The following is a 14,220-nucleotide window of genomic DNA, read 5'->3' as shown; positions in this document are numbered from 1 at the left end:
AAACGGGGGGCGGGACGTTGTGAGGCCAGTGTGCATGAACAGCTGCACTCAGGCGGCGAAACCTTCAGTGGTTTTCTCTTGGGCTTTGGCCGCACGGCTGCTGATGCGTTCGAGGATGTAGGCCTCAACTTCCCGGAATCGGGGCATCGAGCGCAGTTCGAGCCTGGCGCCGTCCTTGAGCACCAACACCATGTCTCCCCAGGCACCGAAGCCCCGGGGCACGGTGCGCACTTCGCTGATCTGTGAATACACCACCTGGGTTTTGTCTTTGCCCATCCAGCCCCCCGTCACCGAGATGCGGCGACTGGTGATGCGGAAGCGAAGCCAAAGGGCCCGAACAACAGCTCCGATGGTGAAGGGAAGACCGATCAGCGTGAAGCCAAGCAGGATGTTGAAGATCAGATCCCCGCGGGCTGGTCCACCGTCGTAGTGGACATCTTCCTGAATGCTGGTCATGGATCCAGTCCGGCGCTTCTCAGAAGACTGTCGCATTCTTCGAGCAACTGTGTGGGTTCGGCTTCCGCGGCTTCCGGGCGAAGGCTGATCAGCAACCACCGGCCCGCCAGATCGTTTCGTTGTTCAAAACGTCGACGCAGGTGGTCATGCAGAAGCCTCCTGAGCCGGTTCCGCTTAACGGAACGCTTGCTCACCTTGTTGCTGATCACTAGGGCGCAGCGGCAGGTTCTTTCCTGGATGCCCCGCAACTCCCGGCGAAGCAGATTGGAATCACCTGCAGCGACGCGCAGAACCATCAAGGTTCCGTGTTGGCGCTTGGAGGACCGGTGCAAACGGTTGAAGCATCGATGCCCGCGCAATCGCATGGAGGCGGGAAGGACCATCAACCAATCCTGTTTGGGGATGTCGAGTCTGGGATGAATCCTCTGGATTCATCCCACACCGTCAAGCGGCGAGGCGGGCGCGGCCGCGCTTGCGGCGCGTGCGGATCACACGACGGCCGGTGTGGGAGCGCATCCGTACACGGAAACCCGAGACGCGCTTCCTCTTGCGGTTTGTTCCCCCGAGGGTGCGCTTGGTCATGGACGTCTCCTGGCAACCGGCCGATCTGAATCTGGGATTTTATCAGTCAGTCCACATCGATCAGCCAGCTGCCCCTGTAGCCGGACATCGGCACATCTCCGGGGGCCTGCACCAGGGCGTTGAACTGATACATGCGCTTCCCCTGGGGGTTGAACAGCTTGATGTGAAGCGAGTAGTCCCCGTCTGAAGGCAGCGGCGTGTCGGGGAAGACCACGATTTCTGTTTGGTCTTTGTTGACCTCGATCACCGCCGGGATCTCTTCGAGACACTTGCTCCGGCTCATCATGCTGCCAACGTTGGTGCGGCAAATGCGCATGCGGTGGGGCTTGAGCTTGGAGTCGAAATAGTCCGGAACGGTGACGGTGAGTTTGAGAATCGCGGTCTTGCGGTCCTTTTCGCGCAGGGTGAGGTACCACTCCGAGCGGTCGTTTTCGATGCTGGAGGTTTGGTAGTAGTACAGCTTCCGGTAGTCCCGGTCGTTGTCCCAGCGGAATTCCATCAGCCCCGGTGTGCCCTGGGCGTGGGCGATCTGCTCGGGAGTTCCGGTGAGTGCTGAGCCCATCAACAGAGCTGCAGCAGTGCCGGCTCCAGCAAGCAAGCGTCTGATAGTGGAACGGGCCATGGGAAGAATCTTGATGATGGGATTCTCCTGAGTCCAACCAGTGGGCGGTGATCTCAGGGGTCGGAGGCTGATCTGTCAGTTGTGACCAGATCTGTCTGGACGGAGCCGCTGGGCGTCGCCCTGATAAGGATGCACGGGTAGCTGGTCCTGTGGGATCCAGGCGTGGGCCAGAACACGGATGCAGCGGGGGAGGTCGCCTTGAACAGCCATCTGCTGGCAATCCAGCAAAGCCACCGTGTCCCAGCCGGGCCGCCGTCGTGCAATGGCCGCCGGGAAACAGGCGTCGAGATCTGCTGTGACCGAGAAGGTCACCGACACCAGCTGGTCGGGGGTCAGGCCATTGCGATCGACAAGGGCGTCCATCAGGGCGCTGACCGCCGCATGGATGGCCTCCGTGCTGTTCTCCGTGCAGGTGGTGGCCCCGCGCAGGCCTCTCAGAACAAGGGGTGAGCTGGTCATGGGCGGTACAGCCAAAGCACCTGACCGCTCCCCATCAATTCAATCGAGAGTCGCTGCTGCAGTTGATACAGGAGCTGGGACCCAGGCAGCAGGCCACTGAGCTTGCGGCGTTGCTTTCCCAGGGTGACGGGGCGAATGTCGTCCGCATCGAGATCGGCCAGCTGCGCCGCGAGGCGACGGGCATGGTCTTCGTCGCCGAGTTCATCCACCAAGCCCAGCGCCTGTGCCTGTTCTCCGCTGAACACCCGTCCATCGGCGAAGCGCTTCACCGTTTCCAGCTCAAGGTTTCTTCCCTGCGCCACAACACCAACGAACTGGCCATAGCTGCTGTCGATCAGCTCCTGAAGCAACGCACGTTCGGCATCGCTCAGCGGACGATCCGGGGAAAGGATGTCCTTGAACGGGCCGCTCTTCACCGTGTCGAAGCGAATCCCGATCTTTTCGAACACCCGCGAGAGGTCGTTGCCCCGCAGGATCACCCCGATAGAACCGGTGATCGTGCCGGGATTGGCGACGATTTTCTCCGCAGCCACACCGATGTAGACGCCGCCGGAGGCGGAGATGTTGCCGAAGCTGGCCACCACACGACAGCCCTGTTCCCGGAGCCGCAGCAGGGCTGCATGAATCTCCTGGCTGTCTCCGACCGTGCCGCCGGGGCTGTCAATCCGCAGCAGCAGTGCTGGAAATTCCCTTTGCTTCACCTCCCGCAGCGCTTTGAGCACCCGCTTCCGCGTGGCACCGGTGATGGGGCCATCAACAACGATGCGCGCCATCCGTCGTCGGGATTTTCGCCGCCAGGGCCAGATCATGTTGCGCATCTGCATCGCTCCAGATCTTAAAAAGAGCACCCCAGCGCCCATCCATGCCGTCGTTGCGACTCTGGTTTCTGATGGTGTTGCCCTTCGCGCTCTGGGGAACGGCGATGACCGCCATGGCCCCATTGCTCGCCAGCGCAGGGCCTTGGCTGGTTGCTGGCTTGCGCCTTGTGCCCGCCGGTTTGGCTCTTCTGCTCTGGGGCCAGTGCACCGGCCGAGGCCTGGCGATCGATTCCCGTGATCGGCCTTGGTTCCTCCTGTTCACCCTGGTGGATGCCACCTTGTTTCAAGGCCTGTTGGCGCGGGGGTTGGAGGGCACAGGCGCGGGTCTCGGTTCCGTCCTGATTGATTGCCAACCTCTGTTGGTGGCCCTGATGGCACGCGCGTTGTTCATGGAGTCGATCAATCCCATCGGCTGGATGGGGCTGGCCATCGGTTTGGCTGGAATCGTCTGCATCGGCCTACCGGCTGAGCTGTTGGGACATTGGTGGTTGCTGGCTGACCCGCCGGTGGTGCAGCAGTTGTTTCAGCCCGGTGAGGGCTGGATGTTGCTTGCGGCCGTCGCCATGGCAGCTGGGACGGTGTTGATTCGCTTTGCCTCACGCCACAGTGATCCGGTCAGCGTTACGGCCTGGCACATGGTGCTGGGGGGACTTCCCTTGCTCGGGGTTCATGCCCTGCAGCGCACGGATGCCGGCTTGGTCTGGACGGCAACGGACTGGGCGCGCATGGGGTATGCGAGTTTGCTCGGAAGCGCCCTGGCCTACGGATTGTTCTTCTGGTTCGCCAATCAGCGCGATCTCACCAGTTTCAGCAGCCTTGGATTTCTCACCCCTGTGTTTGCCTTGGCCACCGGTGGTTGGTTGCTGGGAGAGCGCCTTGATCTGCTCCAGTGGATCGGTGTTGTGATGGTGCTCGTGTCGGTGATTTTTGTGAGTCAACGTCGCCGGTTCTGGGAGCCGCTACCGCTTGCGGACCCCTCCTCATGACGGAGTCGCCGCTTCACCTCGTCATCGTCAACACGCCCATCGGGGCCCTCGGTAGTGGCGAGGGTGGAGGTGTGGAGCTCACCCTCCGATCCTTGGTGCAGGGGTTGGTACGGCGTGGCCACAGGGTCACGGTTGTGGCCGCGAAGGGCTCCACGCTCCCCGTCGACTGCAGCGGAGTTGAGTTGCTGGAGGTGGAGGGTGTGAACCAGCCCAGCTGGCAGCACGCTGCCGAGCATGCGCCGGTCGAAATTCCCCGTAATGGGCTTCTGCCGGCTCTCTGGGAGGCCGCGCTCGATGTGGGTCAGTCCGCCGACGCCGTGATCAACGGTGGCTACGACTGGCTGCCGCTGTGGCTGACGCAACGGGTCAGCGCCAGGCTCTTTCATCTCGTGAGCATGGGGGATGTGGCTGCGGTGATGCGCGATGTGATCGAAGCCGTCGCCGCCTGGGATTCCCGTCGCCTTGCTTTTCACACCCACCGCCAGGCCGCTGATTTCCGGCTGCCTTCTCCGCCCAGTGTTGTGGGCAACGGATTTGATCTCAGCAACTACACCTTTCAAGGGCAGACCAATGGCCCTCTGGGTTGGGCGGGCCGCATCGCACCGGAAAAGGGGCTGGAGGATGCTGCTGCTGCCGCTGCCGCCCTGGGTGAACAGCTTCTGGTTTGGGGATTGCGTGAGGACGACGCCTATGCGCGGCAGGTGGAGTCGAGTGTTCCCAAGGGCACGATCGACTGGCGTGGATTTCGATCGACCCAGGAGCTCCAGCAGGAGATGGGCCACTGCCGCGCTCTGATCAACACACCGAAATGGAATGAGGCCTACGGCAATGTTGTGGTTGAAGCCCTGGCCTGTGGTGTTCCGGTCGTCGCCTATGACCGTGGTGGACCGGGGGAGCTGATTTGTTCCGGTCGCACTGGCTGGTTGGTGCCGCCCGACGATGTTGCTGCCCTCACGGAGGCGCTTCGGCGCGTCGAAAGCATTGAGCGCTCCCTCTGCCGCAGCTGGGCTGAAGAGCACGCCTCCTGTGAGGTCTTCAGTCAGCGTGTTGAAGCGTGGGTTCGAACAGGACTGACGGCGGATGTCAGCATCAACCGCAGGAGCTGAGGGTCCCTTGTCGGTCAATGTTTCAGGACGCCAGCGACGCCAGGTTCTGGCACTTGTGCTGACCCTGGGACTCGTTATCACCTTTTGGCGGTTGGGATCCACCGGTGTGGTGGATGAAACTCCGCCGTTGTTTGCCGCAGCCGGACGGGCCATGGCTGACACCGGCGATTGGCTGACGCCTCGGGTGAACGGCTTGCCCCGTTACGACAAACCGCCCCTGGTGTACTGGCTGATGGGGTTCGGTTATGCCTTGCCCGGACGCGAGGTTTGGGATCCTTTCGGCAGTTGGGCGGCACGGCTTCCTTCCGCCCTGGCCACGCTCGGACTGATGCTTGGCCTCGCCGATACGGTGCTGCGCTGGCCGTTCCCCGGCGATGCGCGTCCGCGTTTGACGGCACTGATCGCACCGCTGGCCTTTGCCTTCTCGCCGCTGGTGCTCGTCTGGAGCCGCACCGCAGTGAGTGATGCCCTGCTGTGTGGCCTGTTGGGTCTCAGCCTGTTGTTGCAGTGGAGGCGTTTTGCCGCCCCCCAAGAGGTGGCCTGGTGGCCGGCCTGGGTGATTCTCGGATTCGCCGTGCTGGCAAAGGGGCCTGTTGCTGTGGTGCTGTCTGGTCTCGCTCTGCTGATGTTCGGAGTGTTGCGACGGGATCTTGTTCAACCCTGGCAGCGGCTGCGCCCGCTGCCAGGGTTGCTGCTCACCGCTCTGATCAGCCTTCCCTGGTATGCCCTGGAGTTGCTGGTGGAAGGACAGCCCTTCTGGGACAGCTTTTTCGGCTACCACAACCTTCAACGCTTCACCTCCGTGGTGAACTATCACCTGCAGCCCTGGTGGTTTTTCGGCCCGGTGATGCTCGTGGCTGCCCTGCCCTTCACGCCCTACCTGCTGATTGGCCTGGCACGGGTGCCCCGATCTCGGATCGCTCCGGAGCATTCGTTGCATCAATTCGCAGCGTGCTGGCTGTTGGCGGTGCTGCTGCTGTTCACCACCGCAGCCACCAAGCTCCCGAGTTATTGGTTGCCCGCCACCCCCGCGGCGGCCCTGTTGGTGGCCCAGGCCACGGTGGGCTCCACGGTGGGCTCTTCGCGCTGGCAACGGATGGCCTGGGCAACTTGCCTGGCCTTGATCGCCGTCCTGGCTGCTGGGTTCTGGCTGGGATCGCTCTGGGTTCCCTTGATCGAGGATCCGGAGATGCCGACGCTGTCGGTGGATTTACTCGCCAGCGGTTTGTTGAAGTGGGGTGCGGTCTGGTTCAGCGCTGCAGCCGTGCTTGGAGCCGGTCTGTTGCTTCAGCGTCGTGCTGCTGCTCAAGCCTTGCTGGCCATGCAGGGCTGTCTGCTCGGATTTCATCTCACGGCTCTGGTTCCCATCGCCGAACTCGCCGATCGTCTGCGTCAGCAGCCCGTGCGTGACGCGGCCTCACTGATGTTGTCGCAGCAGCACCGTGGAGAGCCCATGGTCATGGTTGGCGCCATGAAGCCTTCGCTGCACTTCTACACAGGCCAGGTGATCCTTTACGAAGGCCAATCCGATGGGGCGTTGGTCAACATTGCGGATCGCCTGGCCCATGAACAGCGACGCGGCTGGAGTGGATATCCCCTCGGGAGCCCCGGTGCCTCCAGAACCGTGCTGGTGCTGATCGATCGCGGAACGGCAAAACGGGATCATTGGAGGAACCTGCAGCCTGAGCTACTGGGACAGATCGGGATCTACGACGTTTGGCGTCTGGACCGCACTCGCCTTGAGCAACGGGCACAAACCCTGATGGCCGATGGCGTCGATGCCGACTGGGAGGAGCCGCGTCCGGAGCGGTATTGAGTTGTGGCGCCTTAGGAGGGCGACAAGGTTTGGCGATGGCAAAAACCGCAGTGCCCCCAGAGCTTGATTTCTCCGTTGGGTGCTGGTCGGCCGCAGTCCGGGCATGTCCCCATGCCGTGCACATCGGTGCGGCTCGGATGCTGAGCCCAAATGCTGGCTTCGCTCTCCAGCACTGGGGATTGGAGGGAGTGGTGTTGCTGAATGCGCAGATCACGCACCGCGTGGCCGGCTTGGTGCAGGGCGCTGATCAGTTGAGGCTTGTTGTAAAGGAGAGCCTGGCGCCATTGAGGATGGCTGGCTCCCACGGTCAGCACCCCGCGTTGCAGCGATAGGGGGCGGCAGTGCGGTGCCAGTTGCGCTCCCGCAACTCTCGGCCAGTCCTGCCAGAGCGCTGCCAGATGGTCGTCCTTGCGCCACTCTCGCTGAAGTGCGCCAAGACAGGTTTTCAAGGGTTCTGCCGGTGCTGGCGCAGCTGACTGCAGCAGCTCCAGGCCCGGAAGGCGACGCCGTTGGGATTCAGGTGCAACCGCCATGGGTTGATCCTAGGCAGAACTGCTGCAGGAACCTCGCTAATCTCAGCGCGTCTGAGGCCAAGTCATGGGTTTCTTTGATCGGCTGAGCAGGCTGGTTCGTGCCAACGCCAACGCTGCCGTCAGCAGCATTGAGGACCCGGCCAAGATCCTTGATCAATCCGTCGCTGACATGCAGGCGGATCTGGTCAAGTTGCGTCAGGCGGTTGCCCTGGCGATCGCGAGTCAGAAGCGACTGACCAGCCAGGCTGAGCAGGCTGCAGCTCAATCCAAGACCTGGTATGAGCGTGCTGAGCTGGCGTTGAAGAAGGGTGAGGAATCCCTGGCTCGGGAAGCATTGACCCGCCGCAAGACGTTCCAGGAGACAGCAACCTCGCTGACGGCCCAGGTGCAGGCCCAAGATGGCCAGGTGGAATCGCTCAAGAAGAGTCTGGTTGCCCTCGAAGGAAAGATCGCTGAGGCCAAGACCAAGAAGGACATGCTCAAGGCCAGGGCCCAGGCGGCCAAGGCCCAGCAGCAGTTGCAAAGTGCCGTTGGCAGCATCGGCACTGATTCCGCTATGGCGGCCTTCGAGCGGATGGAGGAAAAGGTGGAGGCCCTGGAGGCCACCGGCCAGGCTGCGGCTGAGCTGGCTGGATCTGATCTGGAGAGTCAGTTCGCGGCTTTGGAAAGCGGTGGCGGTGTTGATGATGATCTCGAGGCGTTGCGCGCTCAGCTGAAGGGAGGCCCGGAAGCCGTTGCTCTTCCCGCATCTGAGACCTCCGAGGCCGTGAAGCCCGTGCAGGTGGAAGAGGTGGATGCTGAACTCGAAGACTTGAAACGATCCATCGACAAGCTCTGATCAACCCAGGAAAGTCGTCCGGCTTTCCATAGGATCAGTTCAGTCATTTGAGTGCCTTGGCTGGAGCTGTTGCCGATTTCACCGACGCTGGTTTTGAACGTGAAGTTCTCAAGGCTTCCGGCACGGTCCTCGTCGATTTCTGGGCTGCCTGGTGCGGCCCCTGCCGACTGATCGCACCGTTGATGGATTGGGTGGCGAGCGACTACGGCGATCGCGTCAGCGTCGGCAAGCTCGAGGTGGATTCCAATCCTCAGACCCGTGACGCTTACCAGGTTCAGGGCATTCCCACACTGATCCTCTTCCGCAACGGTGAAGTGGTGGCGCGGCATGAAGGTGCCATCGCCAAACCGCAGCTGCAGTCCTTCCTGGATGCCAACCTCTAAGCGGCTTGCCTCACTGGGCAGCGCTGTTTTTGCCCGTGTTGATGCCGCCAAACAGGCTTATCGGCTCGAGGCGTCTTCTTCGGTCCGTCCGGATCTGGTGGATCTCTCCATCGGATCCTCTGATCTTCGGCCTCCCGCGGCGTTGTTGGACTCCATGGCCTCAGCGGTCATGGAGTCCAGCAGCAGCTCCTATTGCCTTCAAGCCGGACTGAGGCCTTTTCATGCCGCCGTCGCGGACTGGTGTCGGTATCGCTTCGACGTTGCCGTGGATCCTGATCATGAGGTCCAGTTGTTGGTGGGATCCCAGGAAGGAACCGCCCATCTGCCGCTGGCGGTGCTGGATCCCGGTGACGCCGCCATGCATCTGGACCCTTGTTATCCGTCCCATACCGGTGGATTGCACCTGGCGGGAGCCCGGACCACGGCCCTTTCTCTTTCCCCTGAAAACGACTGGCGGCCAGACCTGACGACCATCAGCCCCCAGCTCTGGGATCAACTGAAGCTGTTCGTTTTGGGGTATCCCCACAACCCTTCAGCCCGGGTGGGGGATCAGGAGGATCTCAATCGCATCACGGCGATCGCAGCTCGGCATGACGTGGTGATCGCTCACGACAATCCCTATGTGGATCTCGCCCTGGATGGAGAGCCTCCCTCGCTGTTGCAGGCTTCGAACTGGCGGGAGTGCGGCATTGAATTCTTCTCCCTTTCGAAGGGCTGGTGCCTTGGGGGATTCCGACTTGGTTTTGCAGTTGGTGCGGCACCGCTGATTGCCGCCCTGCGTCGCGCCAAGGCCGTCATCGATTTCAACCAGAGCCTGGCTCTGCAGCAGGGTGCGATTCAGGCCTTGCAACGCTTCCCCGATTGGCCGCGGCAACTGCATCCGACCTATCGCGAACGACGGGATCGTGTGGTCGAGACCCTCAGGGCACGCGGTTGGTCGATTCCCTGTCCAGAGATGGCGATGTACCTCTGGTTCCCTTTGCCTGATGCGGCCCATCGCCGGGGCTGGAGTGATGAAGATGCCGCGAGGGAACTGCTTCAGCGCAGTGGTGTCGCCTTGACCCCTGGGTCTGGGTTTGGTGTCGGCGGTCGCCAGTGGCTGCGCATGGCGCTTGTGCGGCCAGTGAATGAGTTGGTGGACGCTGCATCGCGTCTCGCGGATGCGATGGATGACTGATCCACGCATGCCGCAACATCGATTCCCACACTTCGGTGGTGGCCGGTTGATGGCGACGTATCGCCGCCTCGCTGGTGCCTCGGCACGCCACTGGTCCATCCGTCATGTGCCTGTGTGCAGCAGCACGGAGGAGCTGCTGGGAGCCTGGTTGCGCGATCAGCCTTCATTGATGGGACCTCGCGCCGTCATTGCCACCCACCAGCGCCGGGGAGTTGGCCAATGGGGGCGCGCCTGGGTTTCTCCGCCAGGTGGTGTCTGGATCAGTGCTGCTTTGCCTTGGCGGAGCCAAGGGTCCGGTCAGGCCGGCTTGCTTGGCTTGGCGCTGGCCCTTTCGGTGGTGCACCGGCTTGAGCAGCAGGGCCTTTCGGTTCAGATCAAATGGCCCAACGACCTGTTCGTGAACGGCCGCAAATTGGCGGGTCTTCTGCCAGGGGTGGTGCAGCGGGGCTCCCAGCTGCGTTTGCTACGCATCGGCCTGGGCCTAAATGTGCGGAATGCAGTTCCTGGCCATGCCATTGCCCTGAGAAGGCTTGAAGGACAGCAGGCTGCGGATCCGATCCGATGGACGGCGGAGGTTTTGCTGGCCTTCGATCATTGTCACGACGAAGGAGGCGATGGGGCCTGGTGCCTCGATGGCGTTCAGGCCAGGCTCTGGTCTGATCAGCTCGTCCATCCTCAAGACGGTCAGATCTGGAGGATTGCTGGCCTTGAACGCGATGGAGGGCTGCGGTTGCGTCAGGGTTCAAGGACTGAAACCTGGCGCCGCTGGCCCTGAGTTGGTGTCCCATCCATAGGATTCCTGAGCACAGCCGTCTTGTCCGTTGCTGGCTTGGTTCGCGTTGGTTCCAGCCGCGGCTGCGCAGGGTTTTGATCAGTCGCTCGATGGTCTGGTTCGCCAACGGGTGATCACGTCCCAGGAGCGCAAGCTGCTTCGGGGCGGTGGCGCGGCGGTTCCCATCGAACGAAGCCGTTTCAAGGAGGCCTGTCGCACCGGTGCTCTGTCCCGGCAGGACTGTGCTTCCGGGGTGGCCAGGCGTCCGCCGGGGGCACCGGCCTCAGCACGGGTTCGCTTGATCCCCTCCCGCCAACCGTTGCGTGTTCCCGTGTCAGCGCTTCTCGCCCCCGATGGCGGCACCTTTCGTCTGGAATCCGTCTTTGCGGTCACGCCCCGTCCGCTGCCAACTCCTGGCAATGGCGACAGTCAACTGCTCTTCCCGGTGGCTGGAGACGCTTTTAAAAGCAGTGAGTTTGGTTGGCGTCTGCATCCGATCCTGGGGAGCTGGCGCCGAGTCTGCAGCTGAAGGGCATCGAACGGGGGGATGAACTGGTGGTTCAAACCGACCCTCGGGCCATGATGCTGGCATTGGATCAGTTGCTCGACAACGCCTGCCAGCACGCCAATCGATCCATGCCGATTCAGCTCAGTCTTGCTGGGAGTGACGGGCGCGACTATTGCATTCTGGAGTTCGCCAGTCAGAGCCTTGGCGCTCCTGTGGCTTCGGAGTATCTGGAACGCTGGACTGCACCGTTTTTCCGGGGCAAGCCCGAACGGAATGGCGAACAGGTGGAGGGCCCGGGTCTGGGGCTCGCCTTAGCGCGCGAACTGGTCAGGGGGTGTGGAGGAACGCTGGAGCTCCACCAGCAGCCCTCATCGCAAGGAACCACCACAATCGTTCGCTTGCATCTGAAGCTCAGACCATCGAACGGGTCTGGAGCAGTTGCGGCAGCTGTTCGAACAGATCCGGCTTGAGCACGTAGGCCTCCGCTCCATTCGCCAGAGCTTCGTGTTTCTTGTCGGCGTAATTGGGAGCCGTCACGATCACCACCCTCAACGCAGCCTGGTGCTGCAGCTGTTTCAGGCAGGCCAAGCCGTCCATGCCTGGCAGCATCAAGTCCAGCAGCAGCAGATCGAAACGATCAGAGCCGGCTTCGTCGAGAAAGTCTTCTGCGGACCCGAAGCAGATGCAGGCGTGCCCCTCATCGGTGATTTCAGCACTGATCAGCTGCTGAATGCGCGGATCATCCTCCACGACTGCAACACGAAGAGCCTTGGGGGTCTCGTCCCTTAGCGCAGGGGCACTGCACTCATTGTGGGCATCCAGTGAGCGCCCGACCATCCTGGAATCGAGCAATGCGTTGTGCTCGGGCCGCCACATCGTCCTCATGGGTCACCATCACCAGGGTGATGCCCTGTTGGTGGAGTTCATCAAACAGTTCCAGCACCTCGGCGGTGGTGCTGGAGTCCAGAGCCCCTGTGGGTTCGTCCGCCAGCAGCAGACTGGGGCGGTTGATGATGGCCCGGGCGATGGCCACCCGTTGTTGCTGCCCTCCGGAGAGCTGATTGGGCTTGTTCTCCAAACGCTGCGCTAGACCAACGCGGCGCAGGGCCGATTGGGCACGCTCGATCCGTTCCTCCCTGGGCACCCCCGCATAGATCATCGGGAGCATCACGTTCTCCATGGCGCTGGCGTGGCCGAGCAGATGGAACTGCTGAAAGACAAACCCGAGCGAGCGGTTGCGAACGTCGGCTAAGGCATCGTCATCCAACTGTTCAACGGCCGTGCCATTGAGCCGGTAGGTGCCACTGGTGGGCCGGTCGAGGCAGCCAAGGATGTTCATCGCCGTGCTCTTGCCTGAGCCGCTGGCCCCCATTACCGCCAGGTAATCCCCCTCCTGAACGGTGAGATTCAGTTGGTCCAGAGCTTTGACTTCGAGATCACCAGATCCATAGATCTTGCTGATCCCCCTGAGCTCAGCAACCGGCTGCTGCACAGCCTCAGCCAAGACCCTTCAGGCTTGACAGGGCGATGGCCTGTTGAAGCAATGGCGTTCCTGCAACCGCTGTGTTGGCCCACTGGAACAGGGGATTGGAGAGGATTCCACCAACGGCGGTGATCGCCACACATCCAATCAGGGCAACCCGAAGCGGCTGCATCCCCATCAACGACCAATTCACGTCGGGGTAGGCCTTGACCACATCGGAGGCCTCCTGGGGTTCCTTCACCACCATCATTTTGATAACGGAGATGTAGTAGTAGATCGACACCACGGAGGTGACCAGGCCAACCACCACCAGCAGGTATTCGTGGTTCGCCCAACCGGCAAAGAACAGATAGATCTTTCCGAAGAAACCCAGCATTGGCGGAATGCCACCCAGAGAAAGCAGGCAAAGACTCAGGCCGAGGGTGATCAGGGGATCTTTCTGGTAAAGCCCCGCGTAATCAGAAATTCGATCGCTTCCTGTGCGGATCGAGAAGAGGATGATGCAGGCGAAGGCCCCTAGGTTCATGAACAGGTAGGCCGCCATGTACAGAACCATGGCCGCGAAACCGTCCTCGGTGCCGCAGACCATGCCGATCATCACGAAGCCGGCCTGGCCGATCGAGCTGTAGGCCAACATGCGCTTCATCGAGGTCTGGGCGAGAGCAACAACGTTGCCCAGGGTCATGCTCAACACCGCCAGAACGGTGAACAGCAATTTCCATTGATCGTCGAAGGCACCAAAGCAACCCACCAGGATGCGAAGGGCCAGGGCGAATCCGGCCGCTTTGGAACCCACGGAAAGGAACGCCACCACAGGGGTTGGTGAGCCTTCGTAGACGTCAGGCGTCCATTGGTGGAAGGGAACGGCTGCGATCTTGAATGCAACGGTGGCCAAGACGAACACCAGGGCCAAAGCAGCCAGAGGTGTGGTGCTGGTTTGCAGAGCCAGGCCGATGGTGTCGAGGCTGGTGCTGCCGCTCAGGCCGTACAGCAGGGAAGAGCCGTACAGGAAAACAGCAGCGGCTGCCGATCCCACGAGCAGATATTTGAGTGCTGCTTCCGAGCTGCGGGCATCCCGCTTCATGTAGCCCGACAGCAAATAGCTGGCGACGGAAAGCGTCTCCAGCGAGATGAACACACTCACCAGATCCGTTGCCCCGCAAAGGAGCATGGCGCCGAGGGTTGCGGCGAGGAGGATGGCGGCGTACTCGCCAACAGGTGTGCCGCTCTTCTCCGCGTAACGCCAGCTGATCAGCAGCGACAGAAGCGTTGACAAGGCAATCACAGCCCGGAACGCCACCGCCAGGTTGTCGGCGAGGAAGGCTCCAAGGAACGAGGGCTCCAGCGGTGCGTTCCACTGCAGGGCCAGCAGCACCAGGGAGGTCCCCAGGCCCACGTAACAAATCGGCGGCACCCAACGTGTGGCGACCTTTTCGCCGGCCAGGTCCACCAAGAGAGTGGCGATCATCGCCAGCAGAACTGCAGCTTCGGGCAGTACGGCGGAGGCGTTGAGAGAGAGATTCAGCAGCTCACCAGGGGCAGCCGTGGCCTGGGTGGCGAGAAGGAAAGCACCCATGTCGGGCATGGCAGCCTGGAACCGTTGCGCTGGGGCGACTGTAGCGGCGCTTGACGCGCCGACGGTCATGCAGAGCGCTGCTCGGTGCGATAAAGAAGGGGAACG

19 protein-coding genes are annotated in these 14,220 nt (G+C 62.0%); 9 read left to right on the top strand and 10 right to left on the bottom strand.

Translation table 11 applies throughout. From position 1 onward, the window contains the following. Window positions 1-48: 48 nt before the first annotated feature. From DXY33_RS06420 to sppA, 6 genes are all read right to left on the bottom strand, one after another. The gene (locus DXY33_RS06420; RefSeq protein ID WP_114988225.1) at window positions 49-456 is read right to left on the bottom strand and encodes a PH domain-containing protein; all 408 of its coding nucleotides are present in this window, start codon (window positions 454-456) and stop codon (window positions 49-51) included. Next, on the bottom strand, window positions 453-839 hold the full coding sequence (locus DXY33_RS06415; RefSeq protein ID WP_011363583.1) for a ribonuclease P protein component: 387 nt from the start codon (window positions 837-839) through the stop codon (window positions 453-455). The genes DXY33_RS06420 and DXY33_RS06415 overlap by 4 nt, the downstream gene beginning before the upstream one ends. A 61-nt stretch (window positions 840-900) precedes the next feature. Further along, complete coding sequence (gene rpmH / locus DXY33_RS06410; protein WP_011363584.1) at window positions 901-1,038, bottom strand: 50S ribosomal protein L34; 138 nt, start codon at window positions 1,036-1,038, stop codon at window positions 901-903. Window positions 1,039-1,084: 46 nt separating this feature from the next. After that, window positions 1,085-1,660 (bottom strand): DUF2808 domain-containing protein, encoded by a 576-nt coding sequence (locus tag DXY33_RS06405; RefSeq protein WP_115132194.1) that lies wholly within the window; start codon window positions 1,658-1,660, stop codon window positions 1,085-1,087. A 75-nt stretch (window positions 1,661-1,735) separates the two neighbouring features. Then, the gene (gene aroH, locus DXY33_RS06400) at window positions 1,736-2,119 is read right to left on the bottom strand and encodes a chorismate mutase (protein ID WP_115132193.1); all 384 of its coding nucleotides are present in this window, start codon (window positions 2,117-2,119) and stop codon (window positions 1,736-1,738) included. Further along, window positions 2,116-2,928 carry a signal peptide peptidase SppA gene (gene sppA, locus DXY33_RS06395; RefSeq protein ID WP_115132269.1) on the bottom strand — a complete coding sequence of 271 codons (813 nt, stop codon included), beginning with the start codon at window positions 2,926-2,928 and terminating at the stop codon, window positions 2,116-2,118. The genes aroH and sppA overlap by 4 nt, the downstream gene beginning before the upstream one ends. A gap of 53 nt (window positions 2,929-2,981) precedes the next feature. On the opposite strand from sppA, the gene DXY33_RS06390 reads away from it, so the two are divergent. From DXY33_RS06390 to DXY33_RS06380, 3 genes are read left to right on the top strand one after another with little or no spacing between them, the layout of a single operon-like run. Beyond that, window positions 2,982-3,923, top strand: a complete 942-nt coding sequence (locus DXY33_RS06390; RefSeq protein ID WP_114988229.1) for a DMT family transporter — start codon at window positions 2,982-2,984, stop codon at window positions 3,921-3,923. Then, window positions 3,920-5,029: a glycosyltransferase gene (locus DXY33_RS06385; RefSeq protein WP_115132192.1), complete on the top strand. Its 1,110-nt coding sequence runs from the start codon at window positions 3,920-3,922 to the stop codon at window positions 5,027-5,029. The genes DXY33_RS06390 and DXY33_RS06385 overlap by 4 nt, the downstream gene beginning before the upstream one ends. Continuing rightward, on the top strand, window positions 5,004-6,845 hold the full coding sequence (locus tag DXY33_RS06380) for a glycosyltransferase family 39 protein (RefSeq protein WP_115132191.1): 1,842 nt from the start codon (window positions 5,004-5,006) through the stop codon (window positions 6,843-6,845). Before DXY33_RS06385 ends, DXY33_RS06380 begins: the two co-directional genes overlap by 26 nt. A gap of 11 nt (window positions 6,846-6,856) precedes the next feature. On the opposite strand, the gene DXY33_RS06375 is transcribed toward DXY33_RS06380, so the two are convergent. Continuing rightward, window positions 6,857-7,378, bottom strand: coding sequence for a DciA family protein (locus DXY33_RS06375; protein WP_115010353.1), 522 nt, complete (start codon window positions 7,376-7,378; stop codon window positions 6,857-6,859). Between the two features lie 64 nt (window positions 7,379-7,442). Here DXY33_RS06375 and DXY33_RS06370 point away from each other — a divergent pair, with 64 nt between their 5' ends. From DXY33_RS06370 to DXY33_RS06345, 6 genes are read left to right on the top strand one after another with little or no spacing between them, the layout of a single operon-like run. Then, window positions 7,443-8,216: a PspA/IM30 family protein gene (locus DXY33_RS06370; protein ID WP_115132190.1), complete on the top strand. Its 774-nt coding sequence runs from the start codon at window positions 7,443-7,445 to the stop codon at window positions 8,214-8,216. 56 nt (window positions 8,217-8,272) lie between these two features. Continuing rightward, a complete protein-coding gene (gene trxA, locus DXY33_RS06365) occupies window positions 8,273-8,599 on the top strand; it encodes a thioredoxin (protein ID WP_170950537.1) in 327 nt (108 codons plus the stop codon). Continuing rightward, complete coding sequence (locus DXY33_RS06360) at window positions 8,586-9,776, top strand: aminotransferase class I/II-fold pyridoxal phosphate-dependent enzyme (RefSeq protein WP_115132189.1); 1,191 nt, start codon at window positions 8,586-8,588, stop codon at window positions 9,774-9,776. Before trxA ends, DXY33_RS06360 begins: the two co-directional genes overlap by 14 nt. A gap of 7 nt (window positions 9,777-9,783) precedes the next feature. Next, a complete protein-coding gene (locus tag DXY33_RS06355) occupies window positions 9,784-10,551 on the top strand; it encodes a biotin--[acetyl-CoA-carboxylase] ligase (protein ID WP_115132188.1) in 768 nt (255 codons plus the stop codon). Between the two features lie 46 nt (window positions 10,552-10,597). Next, window positions 10,598-11,077 (top strand): hypothetical protein, encoded by a 480-nt coding sequence (locus tag DXY33_RS06350; RefSeq protein ID WP_179948495.1) that lies wholly within the window; start codon window positions 10,598-10,600, stop codon window positions 11,075-11,077. Further along, window positions 11,029-11,526: a HAMP domain-containing sensor histidine kinase gene (locus DXY33_RS06345; RefSeq protein ID WP_115132187.1), complete on the top strand. Its 498-nt coding sequence runs from the start codon at window positions 11,029-11,031 to the stop codon at window positions 11,524-11,526. Before DXY33_RS06350 ends, DXY33_RS06345 begins: the two co-directional genes overlap by 49 nt. Here the strand turns inward: DXY33_RS06345 and DXY33_RS06340 are convergent. From DXY33_RS06340 to DXY33_RS06330, 3 genes are read right to left on the bottom strand one after another with little or no spacing between them, the layout of a single operon-like run. Further along, window positions 11,468-11,806 carry a response regulator gene (locus DXY33_RS06340; RefSeq protein WP_115132186.1) on the bottom strand — a complete coding sequence of 113 codons (339 nt, stop codon included), beginning with the start codon at window positions 11,804-11,806 and terminating at the stop codon, window positions 11,468-11,470. The genes DXY33_RS06345 and DXY33_RS06340 overlap by 59 nt on opposite strands. Window positions 11,807-11,861: 55 nt before the next feature. Then, window positions 11,862-12,560 (bottom strand): ABC transporter ATP-binding protein, encoded by a 699-nt coding sequence (locus tag DXY33_RS06335; protein ID WP_114988237.1) that lies wholly within the window; start codon window positions 12,558-12,560, stop codon window positions 11,862-11,864. Next, window positions 12,553-14,124, bottom strand: a complete 1,572-nt coding sequence (locus DXY33_RS06330) for an NAD(P)H-quinone oxidoreductase subunit N (protein WP_115132185.1) — start codon at window positions 14,122-14,124, stop codon at window positions 12,553-12,555. Before DXY33_RS06330 ends, DXY33_RS06335 begins: the two co-directional genes overlap by 8 nt. Window positions 14,125-14,220: the final 96 nt, after the last annotated feature.

It is taken from the genome of Synechococcus sp. N26, from assembly GCF_900473975.1.
Lineage (GTDB): Bacteria > Cyanobacteriota > Cyanobacteriia > PCC-6307 > Cyanobiaceae > Parasynechococcus.
Note: the sequence above shows the minus strand (reverse complement) of the source record. Positions and strands in the feature narration are given on the sequence as shown.